Below are 23,963 nucleotides of genomic sequence, written 5' to 3' on the forward strand. Positions count from 1 at the left end.
AAATGGAAGATATCAACGTAGCAGAGCTAAAAGAAAGACTGGAAAAGAAAGACAAATTTGTTTTCCTAGATGTCCGGGAAGAATGGGAATATGAAGATGATAACCTCGGGGCTAAAAACATTCCACTGGGAGACCTTCCCCATCGACTGGATGAGCTTGAAGATTTCAAAAACGAAGAAATCATCATTCATTGTAGAAGCGGAGCCAGAAGTGGAAATGCCAAGAAATTTTTGGAATCGAGAGGTTTTTCCAAAGTACGAAACGTTCTCGGTGGAATCTTGGCTTACAGAGCATTATAAAAACTCCTTCGGGAGTTTTTCTCTTTTTAAGTAAAAATAAAAGGCCTAGGAGAGAAACATAGGAAAAATACCACTATGGCTATCCAGCCGATCACTTTTCTGGAGGTATTGAGAGGTCTCAGGCCTGATACTTCGGGATGATTGATCCCCATGACTCTTCCCAATAAAAAGCCAAAAAATAACCAACCCTGATACCCTTCCAATTCAGGTTTCAAATAAATCAAAGCATACTGAGCAGCAGCCAGGGACAAGACCAAGGTCCATTTAGTTTGGGAAGAAAGTCCAGATCGATGGTAACAGATGTATAAAAAGAAAATATAAAGGGGTATCCTGAACACCAATTCATTATAGGGGGCATAGGGACTGATCATTCCCAACCCTGCATAACCAAGAAAAGCTGTAAACCCGACCTGGGAAATCATTCTATGATGCTTGGGAAAAAGTCCGAAGATGACATGGCCACCATCCAATTGCCCTATAGGAAGCAGGTTCAAGGCTGTAAAAAACAAAGCCAGATACCCCGCAAATAAAAAAGGATAATGAATCAATTCAGACATGTCCGGCATACGTTCAGGATCAGCCAAAGTCTTGCTCATCATCCAAAAAAGAAGGTTCTCCCCCAACTCAAAATTGAGCACTTCCTCCCCATATCCTTGAAAATCAGGATCAGCATATTCGGGATGAATGCTATAAATATAATCTGATTCAGGAAGGTGAGTAAACCCGTAGGACAATACCCCTAAGGCAATGACAAAACCGGCCAATGGTCCCGCTACTCCGATGTCAAAAAATTTCTTTCTGGAATTTACGAATCCCTTCATTCGGATAATAGCACCAAAAGTCCCAATAGAAGGAGCCCCGATAAAACCCAACCAGGCCGGGATAAAGAATGGTAAGGAGCACTTGACCTTATGGTGGATGGAGGTAAACAAATGCCCCATCTCATGGATGAACAGAATTCCTATAAACGGAACAGAAAATGCCAGGGATTTCAGGAAGTATTCCCAAGTTAAAGCATCCTCCCCACTCACCATTATAGATTTTCCGTAAACCCACTCCCCACCTGCCAAAGTAGTAGCGAGAATGGTCAGTAGCAAAAAGAGTCCGTGACGAAGATATTCTTTCTTACTATACATGCTTTAAATAATCAAAAATAACCTCTGGGCCAGTGACATGCACAGCCTGAATCCCAACCGATTCCGCTCCCCTCACATTGGCTTCCAAGTCATCAAAAAACATCACCCGGTCAGGAGTGGTCTTTAAATCAGAAAGCATTTTTTCATAAATCTCAGGCTGGGGTTTGGCCAAACCCATCTCATGGCTAAAGAACACCCAATCAAAAATGGGGTCAAAATTTTTAATTCCATGATCTCTCTGTAGAATTTCATTTACTCCGTGAATATGGACGAGGTTGGTATTGCTCAATACACCAACTTGATAAAAGTTCCTTAGTTTCTTTACCAAGTCCAAACGCTCTGCTGGAATTTTTCCAAGAAGGTTATTCCAGAGTTGATCCACTTTTTCATCTTCCCAATCCTGTTCAAAATATTGATTCACCTCAGATCGAAATGTATTGGAATCAATAAGTCCTTTTTCGTAGGCCAAATGAAAGTCCGTCAGATAAAATTTATCAACTTTTTCATGAATATGAAGTGGTAGCTCCGCTTTGATTAAATCCAAAGCCCGCTGATAATCAATATCTACGATTACGTTTCCAAGGTCAAAAATTAAAAAGTCAACATCTGGTGATTTTTTCATCCGAAAGATTGGTTGTGAATATGCCTTCAAATATGTAACATTGCACTCCCAAAACCAAGATTTAAAGTCATTAGAGGATAAAGATCGAAGTTTTACCCCCCGGGCCTATAGCTCAGCCGGTTAGAGCATCTGACTCATAATCAGGGGGTCCCTGGTTCGAGCCCAGGTGGGCCCACAGAGCCATCCATATTTATGGATGGCTTATTTTTTTAAAGAAAACCATCAAACTTGATTTTTTTAGCGGACAGGGTCAGATTCCTTTTCACTTCCTAACCATGGATGTCAGTCTTTTCGTAATTTGAGCCTAAGATTTTCCTATTTTCCAAAATGGCTCATCACCATAACCACCACCATCATTCGTCTGAAAAGGGCTTAAAGACGGCCTTCTTCCTAAATCTGGCATTTACGATACTGGAGATATTCGGCGGAATTTGGGTGAATTCCATCGCCATTCTTTCGGATGCCATCCATGATTTAGGTGATTCCATTTCCTTAGGATTGGCCTGGTTTCTGGACAGAAAATCAAAACAGGAAGCAAATGCAAGCTTTTCATTTGGCTACGGAAGATTTTCTCTTTTAGGTGCTCTGATCAATTCCTTACTATTGATTGGTGGATCAATTTTTATTATTTCTGAAGCCATACAACGATTTGCCAACCCGGAACCAAGCAATGCCCCCGGAATGATAGGTTTTGCAATCCTTGGAATTACAATCAATGCCTATGCAGCTTGGAAGGTAAGTCGTGGAAATTCCCAAAACGAAAAAGTAATCAGTTGGCATTTGATAGAGGATGTGCTGGGGTGGGCTGCAGTATTTATTGCCGGAATTGTCATGTACTTTTATGAAGTTCCTTGGCTGGATCCTGCATTGTCTTTGGCAATTTCAATTTTCATCCTTTGGAATGTATTCAAAAACCTCAGAGAAACGACATATATCTTTTTGCAGGCTGTACCCGAAAATATTTCACTGGAAGAGTTGAAAGCAAAAATCTGTGCACTTCCCCATGTAGAATCCATGCATCACACCCATTTATGGTCACTTGAAGGCTCCAACCACGTGTTTACTGCTCATATTCGTATGCAAAACATCCATACCTTAGAGGAGCTTAGAAATGCAAAAGAAGAAGTCAAATCCATTTTAAAGACCTACCCTTTCAGCCATTATACAGTGGAATGGGAACTTGAAAATGAACCTTGCAGCATGATGGAGGAAAGCCATCATCACCATCAGGACAAATAATCCAAAACCACCTTTCGCAACTCGGGAACAAGTTCCTCTTCAAACCAGGGATTTCTCCTCTGCCAGAGTCTGTTTCTCGGAGAAGGATGGACTAATGGAAAAAACTCGGGCAAATAAGTTGCAAAGGATTTTACTGTTTCAGTTAAGGTCCTTTTTTTATTTTTTTCCAAATAATGTGTCTGGGCATAAGAACCAATCAAAAGAGTAAGTTTGACCTCTGGCATCGTTTGGCGCAAAACTTCGTGCCATGTAGATGCGCATTCCGATCTGGGTGGCAAATCCCCGCTTTTTCCCCGCCCTGGATAACAAAATCCCATAGGCATAATGCCGAATACCTCCGGATCATAGAAAGTCTCTCGATCCACATCCAACCAGCGTCTCAACTCCTCTCCGCTGGGATCATTCCAAGGAATTCCAGTTGCATGAACCTTAGTCCCAGGAGCCTGCCCAATGACCAAAATTTTACTTTTTGGACTGATGGATAAAACCGGTCTGGGGCCCAAAGGCAGATGCTTTTCGCACAGCCTACAATCCCGAACTGCCTTGAGCAAATTTTCTGAATGTTGCATATTCATCGATTACCCTGAATACAAAATTATCAACATTGAAGTTCAGCTAACCGTATTTCAGCTCAATATTGAGAGTTCATCAAATCATTTTTAAAAACTCATCAACCTTTTTTCTAATCCAAACATGATAAAATCAGGCTGATCCACAAACAGAGAATTTAGAGGTATTTGGTAAATTGATAGAAAGTCCATTGAAAATCAGGATGATAAAACAATTGATATTGTTCTAGGTTTCAAATAGACAAGTTCTCCAGTCACGTTCTTCATAATTTATCCTAGTATCCTATGAAAAACACAACTACTTTTCTTTTGCTTCAATTGTTTATACTCACTGGATGTTTTACTCAAAGAGACTACATCACCGAGTATGATTACAATTACCAGGGTGCTTTCAAGCGGTATAAAACCTTTGCATTTGTAGAGCCAACTGAAAAAGACACCAGTCTTATCTCACCTGTATTGAACGCAACAATAGGTGCAAGATTGGGCTCCCAAGGCTTCCGGGAGAACAAGGCAAAACCAGATTTATTGGTCAGTTACAAGGTTTTTATGGATTCCATTCGATACAGAGGATATGTGCAACCTGAGTTTGATTATTGGCTGAAAAGAAGAGGCGTTGAAACCCTAGAAGATGAGCCTAAACCCATAGAAGATCTTGAAAAAGATGAAACCTACAACCAAGTCAAATACAAAGAAAATAACGGGATGTTGGTCATCTTTGTGATCGACTCTAAACGTGATAATACCATTTGGCAGGGATATACAGCTGCTAAATTTGACTTAGATTCTCCCAATATACAGTCCGAAATAACCCGTGCAGCCTACAGAGTTATGAATGAATTCAAGGTGGTCAATCGGTTTTTAGAATAAAGCCAACTAAAACAAAAAAATCCGGGCTAGTCCGGATTTTTTTGTTTTTAAAGTTCCAATATCTATCCATCTACTTCCAATGTACCTAGCGCAAACTTCATCAATACTTCTTGGAAATACAGTCTATACACTGCCTGAGCTTGATCCGCCTGTGCACTCACCAATTGCTGATTTGCGGTAGATAGATCCACAAAATTAGATAAACCCAAACGGAAACGTTCCTGGACTGAATTTTTAGCCTCTTGGGCAGCTAATACCTGAATACCGGTATTCTCCGCCTTTTGAACTGCAGCCTGATAATTTTGCCAGGCAAGCCTTACCTCCTGATATACTTTCCTATCCAACGCCTTTTCCTGCAGCTGTTGATTTTGATAGGCAACTTTGGCCCTACTATAGTTCAAACGACTCTGGAAATTGGAAAAAATAGGAATAGTTAGAGTCAGACCAACTGTATTCTGTGGGTAAATTTGAAACAACTGCTCACTAAAGCTTCTATTGTCCAAGGAAGTAAAAAAGGTACTGTAATTGTAAAAGGCATTAACTCTGGGGAAATACATGGCTTTCATTCCCTGCATGTTCTTTTTCGTGGAATTGACTAAAAGCTCTTGTTGCTTCAGGTCTTTTCTATTCGAAACAGCTAAATCATAAAGTTCCCCCAATGGCGTTTCTTTAAACAATTGCTCGGAACCACCTAGATCAACCGCTTCCAATTGAGGAACCACTTGAGGATCCAGCTGCAAATATTCTGAAAGACTCCATAGGTCATTTTCCAACTGAAGTTGAGCGTCAACCTTTACAGATTGAACTCTGGCTACTTCTGATCTTTGGTTGTACAAATCGGATACAGTTCTTAACCCTGCATCCACAAAGCCTTCAATTTGGGCCAATTGCTGCATTTGGTTTTCCAGGTTTTCACTGGCTATGCGCAAAAGCTCCTGATCCAGTAAGACCTGAAGATATCGCTGAGCCACATCAAAAACCACTTGTTGTCTCGCTCTTTCCAACCCATTTTCACCTGCCTCAAATGCCATTTTTGCTGATTGGGTATCCAATATTCTTTTTCCAGCATTAAAAACCGGCATGTTGAGACTCAAACCACCTGAAACAATTTCATTGGTCACGTTGGTCACTACGATCTCCCCTTCTATCTGTTGGAACTGCTGTCCGGTCTGTCGGGCAAGGTTGGAATTAATTCCTACAGAAGGCAAATGAGACAAAACCGCTACTTGTTTGGTTTTCTTCAGAATCTCAATATTATTCTGCTGGATCTGGTAGTCCAAATTGGCTTTCAGTCCCAACTCAACAGCTTCACCAAAATTCAACATCAGAGTTTCCTGGGCATAAATCGAATTCCCCAAAAAAGCATTTACACTAATGATTATTAACAATTTATATAATTTCATCTCTTTCAATTCTTCCATCCAATAAATTAATCAACCTAGTACCATAGTCGGCATTTTCCCGGGCATGAGTGGCCTGAATGATAGTAGTTCCTTCTTTATGTAATTCCTGAAAGACTTCCATGATTTCTTTAGCCTGAGCAGAATGTAAATTACCTGTCGGCTCATCCGCCAACAAAACCCTTGGCCTCCCAGCTATTGCTCTGGCAATTCCAACCAACTGTTGTTGTCCTCCAGAAAGTTGGGCAGGAAACAGGTCTTTTTTTGCGACCATGTTAAACCTATCCAATAAATCAGCTATAATACTTTTCCGCTCGGCTGAGGAAACATTTCTATAAAGCAAAGGAGTCTCTATATTTTCATAGACCGTCAACTCATCAATCAGGTGATAAGCTTGAAAAATATACCCAAACTCGCTTTTATGAAGCTTGGATAGATCCTTATCGCGCATTTTCCTGATGTTTTGGGTTCCATATAAATAACTGCCCTCATAATCTGAATCCAGTAGTCCGAGGATATTCAGTAAAGTAGATTTTCCGGCACCACTAGGTCCCATTAAGGTGATGAATTCACCTTCAGAGATGGTTAAATTGATCCCCTTCAGGATAAAAACCCGCTGAAAACGGGATTCTATAAATTTGTCAATTTCATTTAACTGAATCATTGCATTGATCGGTTTTAATCATTTTTAAGTGTCTCTGATGGGTTCAGGCTATAAACTTTCCAGCTTCGGTAAGCAATGGTTCCAAAAGCCAATACCAAAACGATCAGAATTGCCAATAAGTAAGGGATTACTCCAACCTCAGCCTGATTTGCAAATTCAGATAGCCAAGAGTCTGTAAACCAAATCCCAAATCCTACAGCAAGTAAAGCGGAAATGCCCAATAGCTTCAAAAAGTCGGCTGAAAGAGCAGTCAGTACATCTCCTTGGGTAGCCCCAAGAACTTTCCGAATTGAAATCTCGCGTGTTCTCCTTAAAGCCACATAACTAACCAGACCAAAAAGCCCCATACAAGCTATCAAAACCACGATCCCCGAGAACACTCCAAATATCAATCCTGAGCGTTGCTCTGATTGGTATTGCTGCTCATAGGCTTGGTCCACAAACTGGAAAGTGAAGGGTCTATCTGGCCAAATACCTTCCCAGGTCGCTTTAAGTTTATTGAGGTTACTTTGTACATCTCCCTCTGGTAATTTTACCAAAAAGACATTGGCTTGATTAGGGTCCAGAAAAACTGCTAAGGGATTGACTTCATAATGTAAAGAATTGAAATAAAAATTCTTTACAACTCCTTTGATCCTTGCCATGCTGCCTCCAAAATTCACCCGCTTCCCGATTGCTTCTTCAGCTGACCACCCCGTGGCTTTCAAAGCAGATTCATTTATTAAAACCGGAAAATCCACTCCCTCTTCATAGGCTTGACTTCTATTCAAGTCATTTCGATTTAAATCTACTCCAGCCAACAATTCCAATCCGATGGTCTTTGAAAGATCCTGGTCAACTGAGTATCCGGTAATCATGAATTCTCCCTGAAAGTCTCCTCCAGGAAAAACTTTATATCCTGCTTTAATGAAAACAGGCATGTCTGAAGCTATTGATGCTGAAACCGCGGCTCCGCTTCTGATCATTTCCTGCTTTGCGACCTCCACAGAGCCTTCCATTGAATTAGTATAATTTAAAGCGATTAAGTGCTCCTTCTCATACCCCAAGTTTACATCTTGCATAAAATTCAATTGGCTTTTCACTACAAAGGTGGCAATCAATAAACCTGTAGAAACAAAAAACTGAAATACAACCAAGCTCTTTCTTACCCATGCAGTTCCTCCGGTTTTCACTTTATTTCCAAGAGCTTTAATCGGTTGCATTCCCGCTAATAACAATGAAGGATAGAATCCGGCCAATATTCCGATAATCAGAACCAAGAAAATTAAAAATAAAATTCCCCCAGGAGTCAATAGCAAATCCGTTTTTAACTGAAATCCAACCAAATCAGATAAGCGGCTTCCCAACATAAAAACACACAGAATACTCAAACCCGTAGCTAAAAAACTCAAGATCATAGACTCTGAAACAAACTGCCCAAATAACTGCACCCGCTCAGCCCCCATCACTTTTCTCAAACCCACTTCCTTGTTCCGCTCGGTTGCTTCGGCTGTAGCCAGATTCACATAATTGATTACACCAATTGCGATAAGTAAAATGGCAACCACTCCAAATATGTATAAATATCGAACGTCTGACCCAGGTTTAATTGAACTCAAAGATTGATCCCCCAAATGGATTTCTGTCACTGGTTGGGTTAGAAAAGAGGTCTTAAAGCCATATTCCTCTTGAATATCCCCCAGATACTTTTCTACCATTTGAGGAAGCTTCGTTTCAAATTCAGCTCTATTGGAACCTTCTTTCAATTTGACATAGGAATAGTAATTACTGGGAGACCACTCTGGATTTTTCCCATGCCGATGAGTTTTAAAGGAAGCTAGAAAATCAAAATCCAAATGGCTATTACTTGGAAAATCTTCCATTACACCTGTCACTAAATATTCCTTTCCGTCAATTTTAAGTGCATTTTGAAAGGCAGCTTGAGCAAATCCAAAATACCGCTTAGCTGTAGATTCAGTAAGTACTAGTTGGTTTGGCTCATCCAATACTTTTGCCCCATCTCCTACCAAAAGTTCAAAATCAAATACCCTGAAAAAATTTTCGTCCACAAATGCAAAACTTTTTTCTTCTTGGCTTCCCTGTCCCCCATCCACAACCACGGATGAAAAAATCCCCAAATCAAAGACCAGTGTTCCCGTCTCTACTTCTGGAAATTCATCAATCAAAACCGGAATTAAAGAAGAAGGCGTACTTCCAACCAACTGCGTTTCTCCATTGGCAGCAAACTCCTGATTGAGTTTGTATATTCTCTCAGCCCCTGAATACATTCTGTCATAGTTCCACTCATGATGAATAAAGAGTGAAATGGATAAAAAACCGACAATGGCTATTGTCAATCCCAATAAATTTATTCCAGTATAAAGCTTCCGCTTTTTTAGGTTTCTATAAGATATCTTCAAATAATTTTTCCACATAAGAAAAAGGAATAAGCATCAAATGATCCTCGATCTAAATTTTACAAATCGAATTCGTAACAGTTATCCCTACTTTCGTGCCATAAAAAAAGCCCCTATTTTTCACATAGGGGCTGTTTTTCATAATATTCTCTAGAAATAACTCGAACATTTTCGTCCGCAAGCGGACGAAAGACATCTGGTCTTATTTAGAATTTTCTGTATTTACCATGCAGGTATTGATTGGCCTCTTTTTCCTCAAACTTTGCTTTTTTGCTATCCCAATGAAGGGTTTGATTAGGAAATCTTCCTGCAATCACCCCCAACAGAATGGTCTCTGTCAATCTAGAAGCATAGGAAAATGGTGCGGAGGTTTCATCCTTACCCAAAATCGCATCCACAAATTGATGGTAATGCTTCTTACTCTCAGAATCATAATCTTTAACAGGCTTGCCCAAGTTAAATTTCTCAATGTCCATTTCCTTATATTCCCCATCTACGATCAAGCGAGGAAGTTGCTGGAAATGAGGCAATAACAACCTTCCCTTTTCACCCATAAACATCGCACCCTGATCAGGAAGCTGGTCTCCATTTGGCAATTTCAAATCCTCATGCTCAGCAGGAGCACCTGACCCATCATACCACACCCATTTCAATGTTTCAGCAGTATAAGGAGTACTTGGAAACTCATAGGTTACAATATTATGCTCTGGGAATCCATATCCTGTCGGTTGGCGACATTCATTGACAATGGTTCTTGGCACATCCAATTGTAAGGCATTGTATGGGGTATCAAAAATATGAACCCCCATATCACCCAAGGTTCCACAACCAAAGTCCAACACCTTTCTCCAGTTACCCGGATGATATTCCCCTTCCTTGTAAGGCCGCTCTGGAGCAGTACCCAACCAAAGGTTCCAATCCAAGTTTGAAGGAACTGGATCACTTCCTACTGGAGTTGGCTCATCAGTTCCCCAATTTTTTGGAGACCAAGCACGAACAGTATGTACTTTCCCGATGATTCCCGACTGAATCAAAAGGGTCGCCAGTTTATAGTCATAAAAAGAATGAACCTGGATTCCCATTTGAGTGACCAATTTTTTCTTCTCGGCTAATCTTTTCATTTCCCTAGCCTCTGACACGTGATGGGTCAATGGCTTCTGGCAATACACCGGTTTATCCATGTGCATGGCCATTAAGGAAGCAGGAGCATGGGTGTGATCTGGGGTAGAAACCACCACAGCATCAATCTCATCTTCCATTTCTTTCAGCATTTCCCTGTAATCTGCATAGGTTTTTGCATTCGGGAACAAAGCTTTTGCTTTGGCAACCATATTGGAATCAACATCACAAAGAGCCACTACATCAACTGCCTCATGGGATGAAATGGCATCCAAATCAGCCATTCCCATCATTCCTAAGCCAATGTGGGCAGTTCTGATTCTACCGTTTGCCGTTTTGATTTCAGATAAAAGAGATGGTGCCAAAGCGGCACCAAGCAAACCAATACCACTTCTTTTAACAAAGTCTCTCCGGTTTATGCTGACTATTTTCTTGCTCATTTTTGGATCTATTATTTTGACGTTAATTCTTTAATTCTGATGTTTTTAAATCGGACCACATCCCCATGACCCAGGAAACCGATATGACCAGTGGATCTTTCGAGGCCAGGATGATCTTTCCCATCCAAAGTCCCATTTTTTGATGCTTCCAAATAGTCTCCTTCCAAAATAGTCTCACCATTGAGAATGATCTTGATTTTTGGATGCTCAACGATGACTTCCTCTTGGTTCCATTCCCCAACTGGTTTCAAGTATCCTTTTTTAGCGGCAATAACCCCATAAACAGAACCATGGTATTGATATTCGTGAAGCTGGGAATATTTTTCCGCCGTATTATCCAAAATCTGGAGCTCCTTGCCTTCATAGGCCGCATCCCCTTCCAAAGGAGCATGGATTCCTAATCCATTATTGGCTCCTGGTGTCAATTGGAACTCAAAACGAAGAACAAAATTCCCATATTCCTTTTCTGTATAGAGGTTACCTCCGCCCGTCCCTTTGGGATCAATGACAATCATCCCGTTTTCGGCCCTATAGGAAGTTTTGTTTCCTACCCAACCATCCAAATTAGTTCCGTTAAACAACTGGGTAAAACCTTGCTCACTGCCAAGACTTTGAGCAGAAACGCTAAAAGTGGGAATGACAAAAACCGCAAGGATAATTACGGCATTAACCAATTTTTTCAGCATAGAAAAAGGTCGTTTTAATAGTATTCAGAAAATAAACTTTCAGACAAGATAAGGCTCTCATCGGAATTTTACAGTATCTGACTTATTAAAAAAAATTTATTATTTGGTCAGTCTTTTCTGTTTTTTTCAAAATTCGAAAAATAAAAATACCACCAACCAAGCCTCCATTTTCTTCAATAGAATGTTCATGAATGGATCGGCACATTGCTATTCATCCTTCAAGACCTTTGCTGGGTTTTTCTTGGCCGCAGCTAAAGAATGTACTCCGACAATTACCAAACATAGAATCAATACACTCAAACCTCCAATTACAAAAAGTAGATACGGCATATCAATCTTGTAATTGAATCCATTTAGGTATTCCCGGGAAAGATAATAAGTAGGAATACTGGCCAATAAAAAGGAAATACCGATCAATAGAATATAATCTTTGGAAATCAGACTAAGAATTTGAAAAAGACTAGCTCCCAAAACTTTCCTAACGCTGATCTCTTTCATACGCTGGGTAATCGTAAAGGAGGATAATCCAAACAAGCCCATTCCTGAAATGAGCAAGGCCAAAAAGCAGGCAAAGCCCAATACATTTCGAATCCTAAAATCCTCCTCATAAAATCTATTCATTTCCAGGTCTAAAAATTTGAAGTCAGGTGTTTCGTAAGGATAAACTGCCAAGTATTCTGCTTTCAGGCTCTCAATCATTTCCGATAGGTTTCTCCCTTCAGCGAGCTTGGCAGAAATCACGTTTTGGTATTCGGGATTTTGAATCAAAACCATAGGCAGAATTCCTACTTTCAGACTTGATGAGTTAAAGTCATTAACCACTCCCACAATGGTCTGGCTTTTCCCTCCAAAGTCCACCTGTTTACCTACCGCTTCCTCAGGAAGTTTCCATCCCACCTCTTTTAAGAATTGCTGATTGACCAACAATTCTGAAGAGTGGTCTCCAAGATTTCGACCTGAAAGTAAGTTCAAGCCATTGACTGCAATAAATGAACTGTCAATATTCTTTACCTGGGTAAAAAATTTAAGCTCTGTAGTATCTTTGGGAACACTGATATCCGAGGTCCATAATCCAGTCGAAGAAACTGGATCTCCACTTAGGCTACTTCCTAGGATGTAAGATTTTTGAGCCAATCTTTCCCTAAGCTGGGTAGCCCTTTCCACTCCTGACCTAAAAGGAAGATAGGAATAGACTACCATATCATTGTTGAATCCAACAGGATGGCTGGTCACATAGCGAATCTGGAAACTAACAATCAGTACCAAAATGATGAAAGCGATAGAACTTGAAAATTGAAGGATGCTCAAGTTTTTTCTTAGAAAAACCCCAATCGAAAATTTCCCCGTCATGACCTTTTCCCCTTTTAAGGCCCGATGAGGCTGATAATTTGAAAGCACCAGCGAAGGATAAATACCTGCTATCAGTGTGATTCCAACTGTAAATAGGAACAAAAACAGAAAGTTATTCCCTGAAAAATAATCCATTGTGAAATTTTGAGGCAGATAACTCTGGAAGGTTTTAAAGATCAATTCTGAGAGAATTACCCCAAGTAGGGCCGCTATTAACACCATCAAATAGGTTTCTGCCAAAAACTGGAAAACCAACTGGCTTTTACCTCCTCCCAGGGTTTTTCGGATTCCGACTTCCTTAGCCCGGCCAATGGCATGTGCGGTTTCCAAATTGATAAAATTGAGACAGGCCAGAACCAAAATTATTCCTCCAACTACAAGAAGTCCCTTGAGTAATGCTTTGGAAATCCCTCCATTGGAATAGGAATCCGAAAAATGCATTTCGTAAAGTGACTCAAAGTCAAAAGTAGTCTTGCCGTCTTCCTCCTGATCAGCATAATACTTTTGCTCAATTGCCCTAAGGCCAAGTTTTAGTGACTCTACCTGCGCTTCCGGATTTTTCTTGAAAAACAACTGACTACTGGAGTTAACGTTATTCCAGCTACCCAGATTATACAAACTCTCCTTTTTATTTCTCTGGGCTGTGACATAGGAAATAAATTCCCGATAGGTTAATTCTGTATTTTCTTTAAAATCTGAAACTACACCGGAAACGGTGACAAAAATAGAATCCACATCTACAAAAAGCATTTCCTTTCCAAGCACCTGGGCAGGTGATAAACCTGGAAAGTAGGATTTCATACTTTCCTCTGTGATGACCACCTGATTGGGTTCGGAAAGTGCTTCCTTAGGATTCCCGGAAAGCCACTCTCTGGGAAAAAGCCGGAAAAACCCCTCATCAGCAAAAGTCACATGATTTTCCCTCCCAAAAACCTGATTGCTTTCCGGTAAAGCAATCAAGGTTTGATACAAAGTATACAACCTTCCTGATTGCTCAACTCCTGCTACTTCATCCCTTAGTACCTCACCCAAAGGTCCCGGAGCTCCAGGAGAACTATACTTCATTGCACCAAAATCAGTGGTAGTCATCACTCTAAAGATCTGATCTCCATCCGGGTGAAACCTGTCAAAACTATGGGCATGCCAAACCACATTGAAGATTAGGAAACAAATGGAAATACCCATTGCCAGTCCCAAGACATGTATGATAGTCCTGACCCTGTTTCGAAGAATATTCCTAAAAGCGATTTTGAAATAGTTTTTTAGCATGTCTTATACAGAATAATATTTAAAAACTTGAAACAGGCCCTCATCTCTTTTCTTTATTCATCCTTGAGCGTTTCCACTGGATTTAATCTGGTGGCTTTCAAGGCTTGAAAAGCAACAATCAAAAGCGTAAAAATCACTCCTCCTACAACTAATAGCACAAAACTCACCCAGGAAGGCCATTCCTTAACTGCAAATTGGGAAAGCCAAGACTGCATCAGATACCCGCTTAAAGGAATAGCTACAAACACCCCGATCAAAGTGATACTCAAAAATTCCTTTCCGAACATCCAGGATATCCCCCATTCCGAAGCTCCCAATACTTTCCGGATCCCGATTTCCTTGGTTCTTCCAGCTATCGCAAGAGCCACCATGGCAAACAAGCCCATGGAAGCAATCAAAATGGCGATTAAGGCTGCCATTAATACCATCTTCCCCAATCTTTCATCATTTGCATATTGGGACTGAACTGTCTCATCCAAAAACCTAAATTCAAATGTCTCCCCGGGGAAGTTTTTGTTCCACTCCCCTTCTAGCATGGCTTTGGTTCTTTCAAAATTCCCCGAATTCAACTTAACCAATACTCTAGGGTTGGTATTGGATCGGATCATCAAATTGGAAATACCGCTCAAAACTGCATCAGGTGATTTGGCAAAAAGAATTGGCTCTATCGGTGAATAAAGAGAAGCATGATGGTAATCCTTGACCACCCCAACTATCTGATGGGAATCAAAACGAGATGCATGCAACTGTTCGGCTAGAGGGTCTTCCCAGTTCAAAGCTTTGGCAAAGGTTTCATTGATCACCATGGCACTACTGTCCATTCCAGGATCGGGATTCAACCCTCTTCCTTCCACCAATTCCAACCCAAGGGTTTCCAAATAGTCTCCACCTACAAAATTCACATAAAAATCAAACAGACTTCCGTCTTCCCTAGGAAATGAAACTCGCCAAAAGGCATTATCCCCATAGGTTCCGACTGAAATTGCTGTGGATAACACCTCGGTTTGGGAAGACAACACTTGCCTGAAGGACTCAGCTTTCGAAAAACTCTCTTTAAGCGATTTTACAAAGCTCGTGGAGGGAACATCTGGAATCTCAATTACAACAACTTGCTCCTGATTGAATCCCAATTCGAAGTTTCGGATCGCATTCATTTGATTGACCATGATCAGAGTAGACGCGATCAGTAAAAAGGAAATGAAAAATTGAAAAGCTACCAGACCTTTTCTCAAACCCTGCTTCCCAAAATGGATTGAAAGATTCCCTTTTAAAACCTTGATTGGTCTGAGTCCGGATAGAAAAAATGCCGGATAGGCACCAGCCATAGCAGTGATCAACAGAATCAAACCTGCCAATATCCCCAATTGTATAGGTCCATAAACCAGATTCAGCTCTTTTTCGAAAAGGGTATTAAAAGTTGGCAAAATCAATTCAGCCAAAACAACTCCCAAAATTGTGGCGGCCAAGGTGGTCAAAAATGCCTCCGTTAAAAACTGAAAAATCAACTGGGGAAAATTGGCCCCCATGGTCTTTCTAACTCCTACTTCCCTAGCGCGTGTAGTCGCCCTTCCGATGGCCATGGTGGTAAAATTGATACAGGCAATCAGCAATACCAAAAATGCAATCCCTGCCAAAATCCAAAGTAAAGAGGCCTTGGTGGTTTCCAACCCACCGTTTCCAGCGGCTTCGGAAAAATGCATTTCCGAGATCGGAACCAAAGAATAATAGAATTCCCCAGGCACATATTCTTCCCCGAGGGATTTTTTCATCAGGGCCTCCATACCCCTGTGGATACTAGCCACCTGGTCCTCAGATTGAAGCTTGACAATATTACTGCCCCATACATTATACCAAGAATTCATACCTTCCTCATCTGTGAAAAAGTCCATATTTTCTATTGGCATCAACATATCAAACCTCAAAGAAGAATTGGCCGGAACATCTTCCAAAAGTCCACTCACAACATACTCTTGGTAATTTTCACCCATTTTCATTCGAATCGACTTTCCGATCGGATTTGCCTCTCCAAAATATTTTTTAGCCAAAGCCTCTGTGACCAAAACGCTGTATTTATCCTTCAGCTGAGTGGATGGATCTCCCTGCAACAACTGAAAATCAAAAATTTTCAGAAAATCGGGGTTAACCATCAAAAACGGCTGATTCTGGGAGCTCTCGTCCGGTAGTTTTGCCTGAACCGCACTTCCTACCATACCCGAAATCGCCTCAATTTGTGGAAATTCATTTCGAAAGGTTGGCTCCAAAATCATGGGAGATGAAAAAGATTCCGTCATTTCTCCATCCACCATTTCATGGCTTTTTACCCGGTAAATCCGCTCACTTCCGGGATGGAAATTATCAAAGCTCAATTCAAACTGGACAAAAAAGAGAATCAGAATTCCAACTCCAATACCCAGAGACAAGCCAATCAAATTGATACCGGTATGCAACTTGTATTTTAGAAGATTTCGAAATGAAATTTTAAGGTAATTCTTGATCATGGGTAGTTGCACTTTTTTTGATTCATTCCCTTATTCTAGGATTATGCCAGAAAAACCAGCCCAAAATGGCTAAAAAGGCCACTTTCCCTCCAATTCTATTTTCAATTCGAACAATATTGTCCGTCATCGGGCAATCCCAATTTCCTGACTCTTTTTAATTCTGAAAATTTGACCAGAATTCCCTAGCTTACTATAAAAAACGGCATGTACGCAAATAGGCATTATAGCTTATGGATGACGGTGCGTTGGTCCAAAAAATCCTTGGTCAATGGATTGATTTATTCCGCCATTATCGTCATCCTCTATGAAATCACCAAAATTCCTTTTTCCCTGCCTTGGCAGCCTATTTCTGTAATAGGTGTAGCAGTGGCCTTTTTCTTGGGTTTCAAAAACAACTCTTCCTACGACAGGGCCTGGGAAGCGCGCAAAATCTGGGGGGCAATCGTGAACGACAGCAGAACCTTTGCAACAGCCATCCTGTCTTTACCCAATCAGGAGGTTCCTTCCTCTTGGAAAAAAAAGATGATCTTTCGGCATCTGGCCTGGCTAATTTCCCTAAAACATGCCATGCGGAAAGGGAAGCCTTGGGAGCACAATCTCCCGGTCGAAAAAATGGTCTTTACTCCAGGTTTTAAGGAAGAAATGGCCAAAGGATTGGTTGAAGAGGTCAACAGATACCTTTCTGAGGAAGAACTTAAATCCCTTCACTCCTATACGAATATGCCCAGCCAACTACTCAAAAACCAAAGTTTGGATCTTGAGAAACTCCATTCGGATAAAGGGATTAGTGAATTTAAACAAGTCTGGATTCATCAACTGATCTCCCGTTTTTACGATCACCAAGGGAAGAGTGAAAGAATAAAAAACTTCCCTTTTCCCAGACAATATGCCTCCACAGGTCTTTGGATTAACTACATCTTTTGTGCCTTGATACCTTTTGGGCTTTTGGACATTTTTGAGCAGTCCACAGAACTGCATTACTATATGACTGTTCCATTTTCAGGAATTATCATCTGGATTTTCTTTTTGGTAGACCGAATCGGGGACTATTCAGAAAACCCATTCGAAGCCGGTTACAACGATATACCGATTTCATCCATTACCCGGGTTGTAGAAATTGACCTTTTGGAAATGTTGAATGAAAAAGACATCCCCAAACCTTATCCAGTCGAAAACGGATTTTTGATGTAACCCAAAAAAGGAGAAGCCACTTGAGCTTCTCCTTTTTAATAATTGTGGTTTTCAGTTTATTCGTTTTTGATGCTTTTAACTGGATTGGCCCAAGCCGCCTTGAGGGTTTGAGAGGTCACAGTCAAGGCAGCAATTAAACCAGCAATCAGCCCTGCCCAGAGAAAAACGGTCCAATTGATCCCTGTACGATATGCAAAATCATCCAGCCATTCGCTCATTCCAAACCAAGAAACCGGAATAGCTATTAGAAATCCAATCCCAACCAATTTGAGAAAGTCCTTTCCCAGCAAAATCAGGATATTGGAGGTTTCCGCCCCCATCACTTTTCTGATTCCAATTTCCCGGGTTCGCTGCTCAGTTGCAAAAGTCACCAATCCTAAAAGCCCCAAAACAGAAATAACGATAGCCAAGGTTGAAAAGAAAGAGAAAATGGTTTTTACCCTGGCCTCGGCCTCATATTGCCTATTGAATCCTTCATCCATAAAAAGAGGTTCAAAGGGAAAATCAGGCCTAAATTCAGTCCATTCTTCCCTTAAAAATGCAAGAACTTCATCCCGCTTTTCCGAATCAATTCGAATACTTACCTGATTGCTTCTGTCCTGGGATATCAGGAAAACAATTGGAACTATTGGCTGGTGGAGGCTTTCAAAATGAAAGTCCTTCATGACCCCTGTCACAAACCCCCTTCTTCCCCCATACAAAAATTGCTTTCCAACTGCTTCTTCAGGGCTATTCCAACCAATTTCCTTTACCGCAGTCTCATTAAGGATAAAAGCCTCGGTAGAATCGCTGGCTCTCTCAAAATCAAAATCCCTTCCTGAAATGATCGGGATTCCATAGGTTTTGATAAAGTCATGACCTACATGGATATCCGCAATACGGATATTCAATTGGCTCATTTCCCCATTGACTTCAGCTGTAGCACCCTGGGAATCCAACAATCTCCCAGATGGCACTCTGCTGGAAATACTTACTGCCTGGATCCCGGGGTGATTTTCCAAACGGTCTTTGATTATCCTGTAATTATCATTGATTTTCGAATTACTGGGTAAGACTACCATATCCTCTTTCTTGAATCCCAGATCCTTATTTTGCATGTAATTCAGCTGCCTAATCACTACCAGAACCGCTACAATTAGAACAACAGAAATAGCAAATTGGCCGATAACAAGTAATGCTCTGAATTTTTCATGACCCTTTCCGGCTTTAAATGCTCCTTTCAACACTTTGGCTGGTGAAAAACCTGAAAGAAATAAGGCTGGGTAGCTTCCTGATACCAAGCCAACAAACACCACCAAACCAAATATCCAAAGCAGATAATCGGGGTGTTGGAAAAAGTTTATGCTTAAGGGCTTTTCCGCAAAATCAGAGAAAACGGGTAAAAACAGGAATACCAAAATCAGGGCTAAAACTAAGGACAAAAACGTCATCACAAAGGACTCACCCATAAACTGTTTCACAAGCAAGGTCTTATCTGCCCCCATCACTTTTCTTAACCCTACCTCCATGGAACGGAGCGAGGAGCGGGCGGTAGAAAGATTCATGAAATTGATACAGGCAATTAACAGAATAAACAATGCCACTGCCAGATAGATATATACGTAATCAATATTCCCATTAGGCTCAATTTCTGAGTCAAGGTTTGAATTCAAGTGGATATCTGCTATTGGCCAAAGAAACAACTGGGTTCCTTTTGAATAAGGAATCCCCGCACTGGTTTCACCCATATGCCTGTCAATCATAGAAGGCAGCTTTTCTTCAAAATTTTCAGGATCTACCCCTTGGGCCAATTTGATATAGGTGGAAAAATTATTGGATCCATAATTTGACATAAAAGCATCCTGACCTCCATAAAACTGAACAACTGGAAGCATGGAAGCCAAGAAATCAACATGAAAATGGGAGTTCTCAGGCATATCTTCCATGACTCCCCTCACCTGCATGGTGAATTCCATCCCCGCAATTTCAAGGATCAAATCCTTCCCAATAGCAGACTCATTTCCAAAATACCGGTCGGCTGTACTTTTAGAAAGGATAAGTCCATCGGCTTCAGTCAGGGCTTTTTTGGATTCCCCTTCCAAAATCTTCCAGGAGAATACATCAAAAGCTTCGGGATCTGCAAAGAAAAAACGATCTTCTACAAAAGCATTGGAACCGGACTTAATTAGCGGATCAGCATTCATCAGGCGGGCTGATACTTCCACATCCTCTGGAAAATCGGTATCAATCAAATTGGCAAAAGGCGGAGCGGTATGTCCCAAATGAAGGCTAATTTCCCCATCTGGGTTAAACCATGCCCTGGAAACCCTGTAAATCCTCTCAGAATCAGGGTAATGCTTGTCGTAGCTTACCTCATATCGTACATAAAGTAGAATGACTATACTAACGGCCATGCCAACAGCCAAACCAAATAAATTGATCAACACATAAAGTGGATTCTTTTTGGCATTTCTTATGACAATTTTGAAGTAGTTTTTAAACATCAGGATTGTGGATTAAGATGAAAACATATACCCGTACTTGGAAAAGAAAAACAATGAAAGCTGTAGAAGAGCCTATAATTGAACCAGACTAAAAAAGAAAAGTACCGATTAATGACGCTAATCGATACTTTCTCTTCATTCTACTGGGTTGTTAGTGATTTTACTTTTTGATCAGCTTGGTGGATCCGCTCATTGCGATCCCTCTCATTTCAGGATTACCTCGGTAGTAAATATTACCAGATCCGGAAGAAGCTACTTTCATGCTTTCTTGAACGGAAATCCAAGTTTCACCAGAACCGGATTTACCTATTTTCACGGAACCTGCTACCAAATCAATTCCCTCAAAATCTCCGGAACCGGACTGTCCAACTTCCAATTCCTCAACTTCTCCACCTTCAATTTGAACATCTCCCGAACCGCTAATGCCCACGCTCAATTTGCCTGCATTGAGATCCTGCATCTTGATCAAGCCTGATCCTGAAACTCCAATAGCCATCCGATCTGTAGTGACGTCAGACTCTACAAAAATGGCCCCAGAACCAGAAGCACCTAGACCTTCAAGGTCTCTTACAGTGACATAAAAAGTAAGATCCACATTGCGGTAATTCCCTCTTTCCAAACCCAATTTCAGTCTTCCGTCATTTACTTCCGTGATCACCTTATCCAAGGCTATGTTTCCGGATTCGACCCGAACTTCGTCCCTGTTTCCGATTTTCACATATACCTCCCAACTTCCTCCGGATTCAATTTTGGTGAAATTTCCCGGAGTTCGGGTTTCTGTCCCCTGAGCGTTGACTGTGTAGCCCATTAGGAATAAAAGAAAGATTAGAGCAGTGGTTTTGATAGTTTTCATAATTTTTTGAGATATAGATTGGTATTACATATTATTCCAGAGACTATGCCAAGAGAAAAAAACCAGCTTTTTAAGCGCTATTGCCACTTTCCATAAAAAGAACTGTCCGACTTATCTAAGTTTCGACCGTATGCGGACAAACATTCCAAACAAAAACTGGGGGGCCTTCCTAAAATTCAAGCCTTTCATTTCTTGGACTTTAAGCTCTCTAAGTATTAGATGCAGTCGGATTTTAAAAGGTTGCATTCAAAACCTAGGTAAATCAAATAGAAAAAGGTCCCTTGAGGACCTTTTATATTACAGAGTGCTTCGCTTTTCTAAATACCTTGCTATTCACTTTTCAATGAGTTCACTGGATTGGCTGTTGCAGCTTTAATTGACTGGTAACTCGTAGTCAGCAAAGCAATTACAACAGCAAACAACCCCGCCCCTAAAAACACCTGCCAGCCTAATTCCTGTTTAAATTGATAGTCCTTTAACCATTGATTCATAATCCACCATGCGATTGGAGAAGCAATCAAAAAGGCAATCACTACCAGCTTGGTAAATTCCTTGGAAAGCAACACGATAATGCTTCCAATAGTCGATCCCAATACTTTTCTAATTCCGATTTCTTTGGTTCTCTGTTCAGCTGTAAATGCTGTCAAGGCAAACAAACCCAGGCAGGCAATAAGAATAGCAAAACCGGCAAAAATCCCAAAAACCTTTCCTAAACGAACTTCGGATGCATACATTTTTCCAAATCGGTCATCCAAAAAGGAGTAAGTAAAAGGCTGACCCGGGGCCAATTCCTTCCACTTAGCACCAATTAACTCAACAACATCATTTGTATTGGCGGAATTGAAGCGGAAGGAAGCTATCCCCCTTGGGCGATTACTCAAGAAAATCATGACAGGACCAATGTTCTCCTTCAAGGATTCGAAATGAAAATTCTCCACCACCCCGACCACTGTTTTTCCCTGCAAATTGTCCAAGTTCAATTCGTCAAAATCTGCCAAAGCGTAAATTCTTTTTCCAACAGGGTCCCCATCAAAATTGAAGTTACGGGCAGCGGTTTCGTTCAGAATCACTGCATTGGAATCAGAAGGAAAGTCCAAGGAGAAATTCCTTCCTTCCACAATATTCATCCCCATAGTTTCTATGTAATCAAAATCAACTGCCCAGTTTTGAAGACTCACTAGATTTTCGGTTTGCTTTGGGTCTTTTCCTTCCGACCACCATGGAGAATCACTCCTCCAAGTACCCGAAACTGGCAAATACCCTGTAATTGTCCCTGCATCAATCATACTGTTGGCCAAAATTTCTCTTTTGAATGTTTCAACTTGGTCCCCCAATGCATAGACATCATCCACAGTGATGATTTGTTCCTTATTGAAACCTATTTTTTTGTTTTGGATATAATTCAGCTGGTTGAAAACCGCAATGGTGGCAATGATCAGAATAATGGAAATAGAAAACTGAAACACCACCAATGAGCTGCGAATAATCCCACTTTTCAAACCTAAGGACATATTTCCCTTCAAAATGCTGATCGGCTTAAAACCGGAAAGGAAGAAAGCAGGATACGTACCCGCTAAAAAGCCAACAGCTATGGCCCCAAATATCAAAACTCCATAAAACCCACCGGCAGCAAATGGAATTTGAAGAGATCGGCCCGATAATTCATTAAAAACAGGAAGTAAAACCCCTACCAAAGGAATTGCAATCAGGAAGGACACTCCACTCAAAAGAATGGATTCCATTAAAAACTGACGGATCAAATGGGATCTGTAGGAACCCATTACTTTTCGAATCCCTACCTCCTTAGCCCTATTGGAGGATCTTGCAGTGGAAAGGTTCATGAAGTTGATACAGGCTATGATCAAAATAAACAGTGCAATGGATATAAAAAGGTATCCATAGGTTAAGTTGAAATTAGGTTCAAACTCACCTAGAAAATCACTTTTAAGGTGGATATCATTCAAGGCCTGGAGATTGAACTCAACCTTGTCCCCATTGCCATTCATGGCCTCAATGGTTGCACCCTCTCCAAACAAATGACTAAGTTCGGGTTCAAAATACTTTTTGATCAGAGAAGGAAATTTTGCATCCATTGCCTCAGGGCTAGCACCTTCTCTCAGCTTGACATACGTTTGAAAATTATTACTTAACCAAGTGTTGCTTTGAGCCTCCTCCAATCCTTCTGCTGCCAACAAAAAACCAAAATGAAAATGGGTATTCTCTGGAAAATCCTGATACACTGCCGTAATTCGAAAATCTAATCGATTGTCGAAATTGAGGAATTTTCCTACTGCACTTTCTCCCGGAAAATACTTTTCTGCAATACGCTGACTGATCGCCATAGTATTGGGCTCGGCAAGCGGGTTTTCCTGGTCCCCTTCTAAAATGGGCTGTTCAAAAACCTTAAAAAAATCCTTTCCTGCCCATACCGCATCATTTTCCTTGATGCTCTCATCCTCCTTCTTTACCAGATAAGAGCCCTGCTGTCTGAAATGGACTGCAGCTTCTACTTCTGGAAACTCCTCCGGCAAGGTCTCCGCCATAGGAGCGGGTGCATATACCATATCCCAATTATGCCCCCCAAAAATGATGTCACCATGGATCCTATAAATCCGGTCTGAATCTTTGAAGTGCTTGTCATAACTGAGTTCATTGATAACAAAAAGAGTAATGATCATACAAACTGCCACCCCTACGGACAATCCCAGTATATTGATGAAGGTGTAAAACTTATGCTTCATCAGGTTTCTAAATGCTATTTTGATGTAATTTTTAAACATGGCTCAGTTTATTTGAGATAGGTATCTTTTGAATCCAGAGCAGGTATCAAACTCCTGTCTAAGGCTTCTTTTTAGTTTTTATCGTTTTAGGAGAAATTC

At 40.9% G+C, this 23,963-nt stretch carries 17 protein-coding genes and 1 tRNA gene; 5 read left to right on the plus strand and 13 right to left on the minus strand.

Annotated elements, in window-relative coordinates; all coding sequences use genetic code 11:
• Positions 1-2: 2 nt before the first annotated feature.
• Positions 3-299: a rhodanese-like domain-containing protein gene (locus P2G54_RS09660; RefSeq protein ID WP_275870551.1), complete on the plus strand. Its 297-nt coding sequence runs from the start codon at positions 3-5 to the stop codon at positions 297-299.
• 26 nt (positions 300-325) lie between these two features.
• Here the strand turns inward: P2G54_RS09660 and P2G54_RS09665 are convergent, their stop codons facing one another.
• Together P2G54_RS09665 and P2G54_RS09670 are read right to left on the minus strand one after the other, a co-directional pair.
• Complete coding sequence (locus P2G54_RS09665) at positions 326-1,435, minus strand: site-2 protease family protein (RefSeq protein WP_275870553.1); 1,110 nt, start codon at positions 1,433-1,435, stop codon at positions 326-328.
• Entirely contained in the window at positions 1,428-2,057 is a 630-nt protein-coding gene (locus tag P2G54_RS09670) for an HAD family phosphatase (RefSeq protein WP_275870554.1), read from the minus strand. Before P2G54_RS09670 ends, P2G54_RS09665 begins: the two co-directional genes overlap by 8 nt.
• A gap of 101 nt (positions 2,058-2,158) precedes the next feature.
• On the opposite strand from P2G54_RS09670, the gene P2G54_RS09675 reads away from it, so the two are divergent.
• Positions 2,159-2,232: transfer RNA gene (locus P2G54_RS09675), tRNA-Ile, on the plus strand.
• A gap of 152 nt (positions 2,233-2,384) precedes the next feature.
• On the plus strand, positions 2,385-3,296 hold the full coding sequence (locus P2G54_RS09680; RefSeq protein ID WP_275870556.1) for a cation diffusion facilitator family transporter: 912 nt from the start codon (positions 2,385-2,387) through the stop codon (positions 3,294-3,296).
• On the opposite strand, the gene P2G54_RS09685 is transcribed toward P2G54_RS09680, so the two are convergent.
• Entirely contained in the window at positions 3,284-3,865 is a 582-nt protein-coding gene (locus tag P2G54_RS09685) for a uracil-DNA glycosylase family protein (RefSeq protein ID WP_275870558.1), read from the minus strand. The two genes, P2G54_RS09680 and P2G54_RS09685, sit on opposite strands and share 13 nt — an antisense overlap.
• 285 nt (positions 3,866-4,150) lie before the next feature.
• On the opposite strand from P2G54_RS09685, the gene P2G54_RS09690 reads away from it, so the two are divergent.
• The gene (locus P2G54_RS09690) at positions 4,151-4,735 is read left to right on the plus strand and encodes a DUF4136 domain-containing protein (RefSeq protein WP_275870560.1); all 585 of its coding nucleotides are present in this window, start codon (positions 4,151-4,153) and stop codon (positions 4,733-4,735) included.
• Between the two features lie 62 nt (positions 4,736-4,797).
• Here P2G54_RS09690 and P2G54_RS09695 read toward each other — a convergent pair whose 3' ends face one another.
• From P2G54_RS09695 to P2G54_RS09725, 7 genes are all read right to left on the minus strand, one after another.
• Positions 4,798-6,138, minus strand: a complete 1,341-nt coding sequence (locus P2G54_RS09695; protein ID WP_275870562.1) for a TolC family protein — start codon at positions 6,136-6,138, stop codon at positions 4,798-4,800.
• The gene (locus tag P2G54_RS09700) at positions 6,125-6,799 is read right to left on the minus strand and encodes an ABC transporter ATP-binding protein (RefSeq protein ID WP_275870564.1); all 675 of its coding nucleotides are present in this window, start codon (positions 6,797-6,799) and stop codon (positions 6,125-6,127) included. Before P2G54_RS09700 ends, P2G54_RS09695 begins: the two co-directional genes overlap by 14 nt.
• 14 nt (positions 6,800-6,813) lie before the next feature.
• Positions 6,814-9,213 carry an FtsX-like permease family protein gene (locus P2G54_RS09705; RefSeq protein WP_275870565.1) on the minus strand — a complete coding sequence of 800 codons (2,400 nt, stop codon included), beginning with the start codon at positions 9,211-9,213 and terminating at the stop codon, positions 6,814-6,816.
• Between the two features lie 188 nt (positions 9,214-9,401).
• A complete protein-coding gene (locus P2G54_RS09710; protein WP_275870567.1) occupies positions 9,402-10,754 on the minus strand; it encodes a Gfo/Idh/MocA family oxidoreductase in 1,353 nt (450 codons plus the stop codon).
• Between the two features lie 11 nt (positions 10,755-10,765).
• Positions 10,766-11,440 (minus strand): DUF1080 domain-containing protein, encoded by a 675-nt coding sequence (locus P2G54_RS09715; RefSeq protein WP_275870568.1) that lies wholly within the window; start codon positions 11,438-11,440, stop codon positions 10,766-10,768.
• A gap of 207 nt (positions 11,441-11,647) precedes the next feature.
• Entirely contained in the window at positions 11,648-14,059 is a 2,412-nt protein-coding gene (locus P2G54_RS09720; RefSeq protein WP_275870570.1) for an ABC transporter permease, read from the minus strand.
• 53 nt (positions 14,060-14,112) lie between these two features.
• Positions 14,113-16,557, minus strand: a complete 2,445-nt coding sequence (locus P2G54_RS09725; RefSeq protein WP_275870572.1) for an ABC transporter permease — start codon at positions 16,555-16,557, stop codon at positions 14,113-14,115.
• A gap of 204 nt (positions 16,558-16,761) precedes the next feature.
• Between P2G54_RS09725 and P2G54_RS09730 the strand changes: the two genes are divergently transcribed.
• Positions 16,762-17,748, plus strand: a complete 987-nt coding sequence (locus tag P2G54_RS09730) for a bestrophin family ion channel (protein ID WP_275870574.1) — start codon at positions 16,762-16,764, stop codon at positions 17,746-17,748.
• 56 nt (positions 17,749-17,804) lie between these two features.
• Here the strand turns inward: P2G54_RS09730 and P2G54_RS09735 are convergent, their stop codons facing one another.
• From P2G54_RS09735 to P2G54_RS09745, 3 genes are all read right to left on the minus strand, one after another.
• A complete protein-coding gene (locus P2G54_RS09735; protein ID WP_275870576.1) occupies positions 17,805-20,231 on the minus strand; it encodes an ABC transporter permease in 2,427 nt (808 codons plus the stop codon).
• A 160-nt stretch (positions 20,232-20,391) separates the two neighbouring features.
• A complete protein-coding gene (locus P2G54_RS09740) occupies positions 20,392-21,084 on the minus strand; it encodes a head GIN domain-containing protein (protein WP_275870578.1) in 693 nt (230 codons plus the stop codon).
• A 329-nt stretch (positions 21,085-21,413) separates the two neighbouring features.
• Entirely contained in the window at positions 21,414-23,864 is a 2,451-nt protein-coding gene (locus P2G54_RS09745; protein ID WP_275870579.1) for an ABC transporter permease, read from the minus strand.
• Between the last annotated feature and the right edge of the window lie 99 nt (positions 23,865-23,963).

This window comes from Algoriphagus sp. CAU 1675 (assembly GCF_029222925.1).
Classification (GTDB): domain Bacteria; phylum Bacteroidota; class Bacteroidia; order Cytophagales; family Cyclobacteriaceae; genus Algoriphagus.

What these genes read in the sequence shown, in the direction of transcription:
- P2G54_RS09730 (WP_275870574.1), top strand. Translation starts at nt 16,762, where the DNA reads ATGTACGCAAATAGGCATTATAGCTTATGGATGACGGTGCGTTGGTCC.
- P2G54_RS09695 (WP_275870562.1), bottom strand. Translation starts at nt 6,138, where the DNA reads ATGAAATTATATAAATTGTTAATAATCATTAGTGTAAATGCTTTTTTG.
- P2G54_RS09735 (WP_275870576.1), bottom strand. Translation starts at nt 20,231, where the DNA reads ATGTTTAAAAACTACTTCAAAATTGTCATAAGAAATGCCAAAAAGAAT.
- P2G54_RS09720 (WP_275870570.1), bottom strand. Translation starts at nt 14,059, where the DNA reads ATGCTAAAAAACTATTTCAAAATCGCTTTTAGGAATATTCTTCGAAAC.
- P2G54_RS09670 (WP_275870554.1), bottom strand. Translation starts at nt 2,057, where the DNA reads ATGAAAAAATCACCAGATGTTGACTTTTTAATTTTTGACCTTGGAAAC.
- P2G54_RS09665 (WP_275870553.1), bottom strand. Translation starts at nt 1,435, where the DNA reads ATGTATAGTAAGAAAGAATATCTTCGTCACGGACTCTTTTTGCTACTG.
- P2G54_RS09685 (WP_275870558.1), bottom strand. Translation starts at nt 3,865, where the DNA reads ATGCAACATTCAGAAAATTTGCTCAAGGCAGTTCGGGATTGTAGGCTG.
- P2G54_RS09700 (WP_275870564.1), bottom strand. Translation starts at nt 6,799, where the DNA reads ATGATTCAGTTAAATGAAATTGACAAATTTATAGAATCCCGTTTTCAG.
- P2G54_RS09705 (WP_275870565.1), bottom strand. Translation starts at nt 9,213, where the DNA reads ATGTGGAAAAATTATTTGAAGATATCTTATAGAAACCTAAAAAAGCGG.
- P2G54_RS09745 (WP_275870579.1), bottom strand. Translation starts at nt 23,864, where the DNA reads ATGTTTAAAAATTACATCAAAATAGCATTTAGAAACCTGATGAAGCAT.
- P2G54_RS09690 (WP_275870560.1), top strand. Translation starts at nt 4,151, where the DNA reads ATGAAAAACACAACTACTTTTCTTTTGCTTCAATTGTTTATACTCACT.
- P2G54_RS09740 (WP_275870578.1), bottom strand. Translation starts at nt 21,084, where the DNA reads ATGAAAACTATCAAAACCACTGCTCTAATCTTTCTTTTATTCCTAATG.
- P2G54_RS09715 (WP_275870568.1), bottom strand. Translation starts at nt 11,440, where the DNA reads ATGCTGAAAAAATTGGTTAATGCCGTAATTATCCTTGCGGTTTTTGTC.
- P2G54_RS09680 (WP_275870556.1), top strand. Translation starts at nt 2,385, where the DNA reads ATGGCTCATCACCATAACCACCACCATCATTCGTCTGAAAAGGGCTTA.
- P2G54_RS09660 (WP_275870551.1), top strand. Translation starts at nt 3, where the DNA reads ATGGAAGATATCAACGTAGCAGAGCTAAAAGAAAGACTGGAAAAGAAA.
- P2G54_RS09710 (WP_275870567.1), bottom strand. Translation starts at nt 10,754, where the DNA reads ATGAGCAAGAAAATAGTCAGCATAAACCGGAGAGACTTTGTTAAAAGA.
- P2G54_RS09725 (WP_275870572.1), bottom strand. Translation starts at nt 16,557, where the DNA reads ATGATCAAGAATTACCTTAAAATTTCATTTCGAAATCTTCTAAAATAC.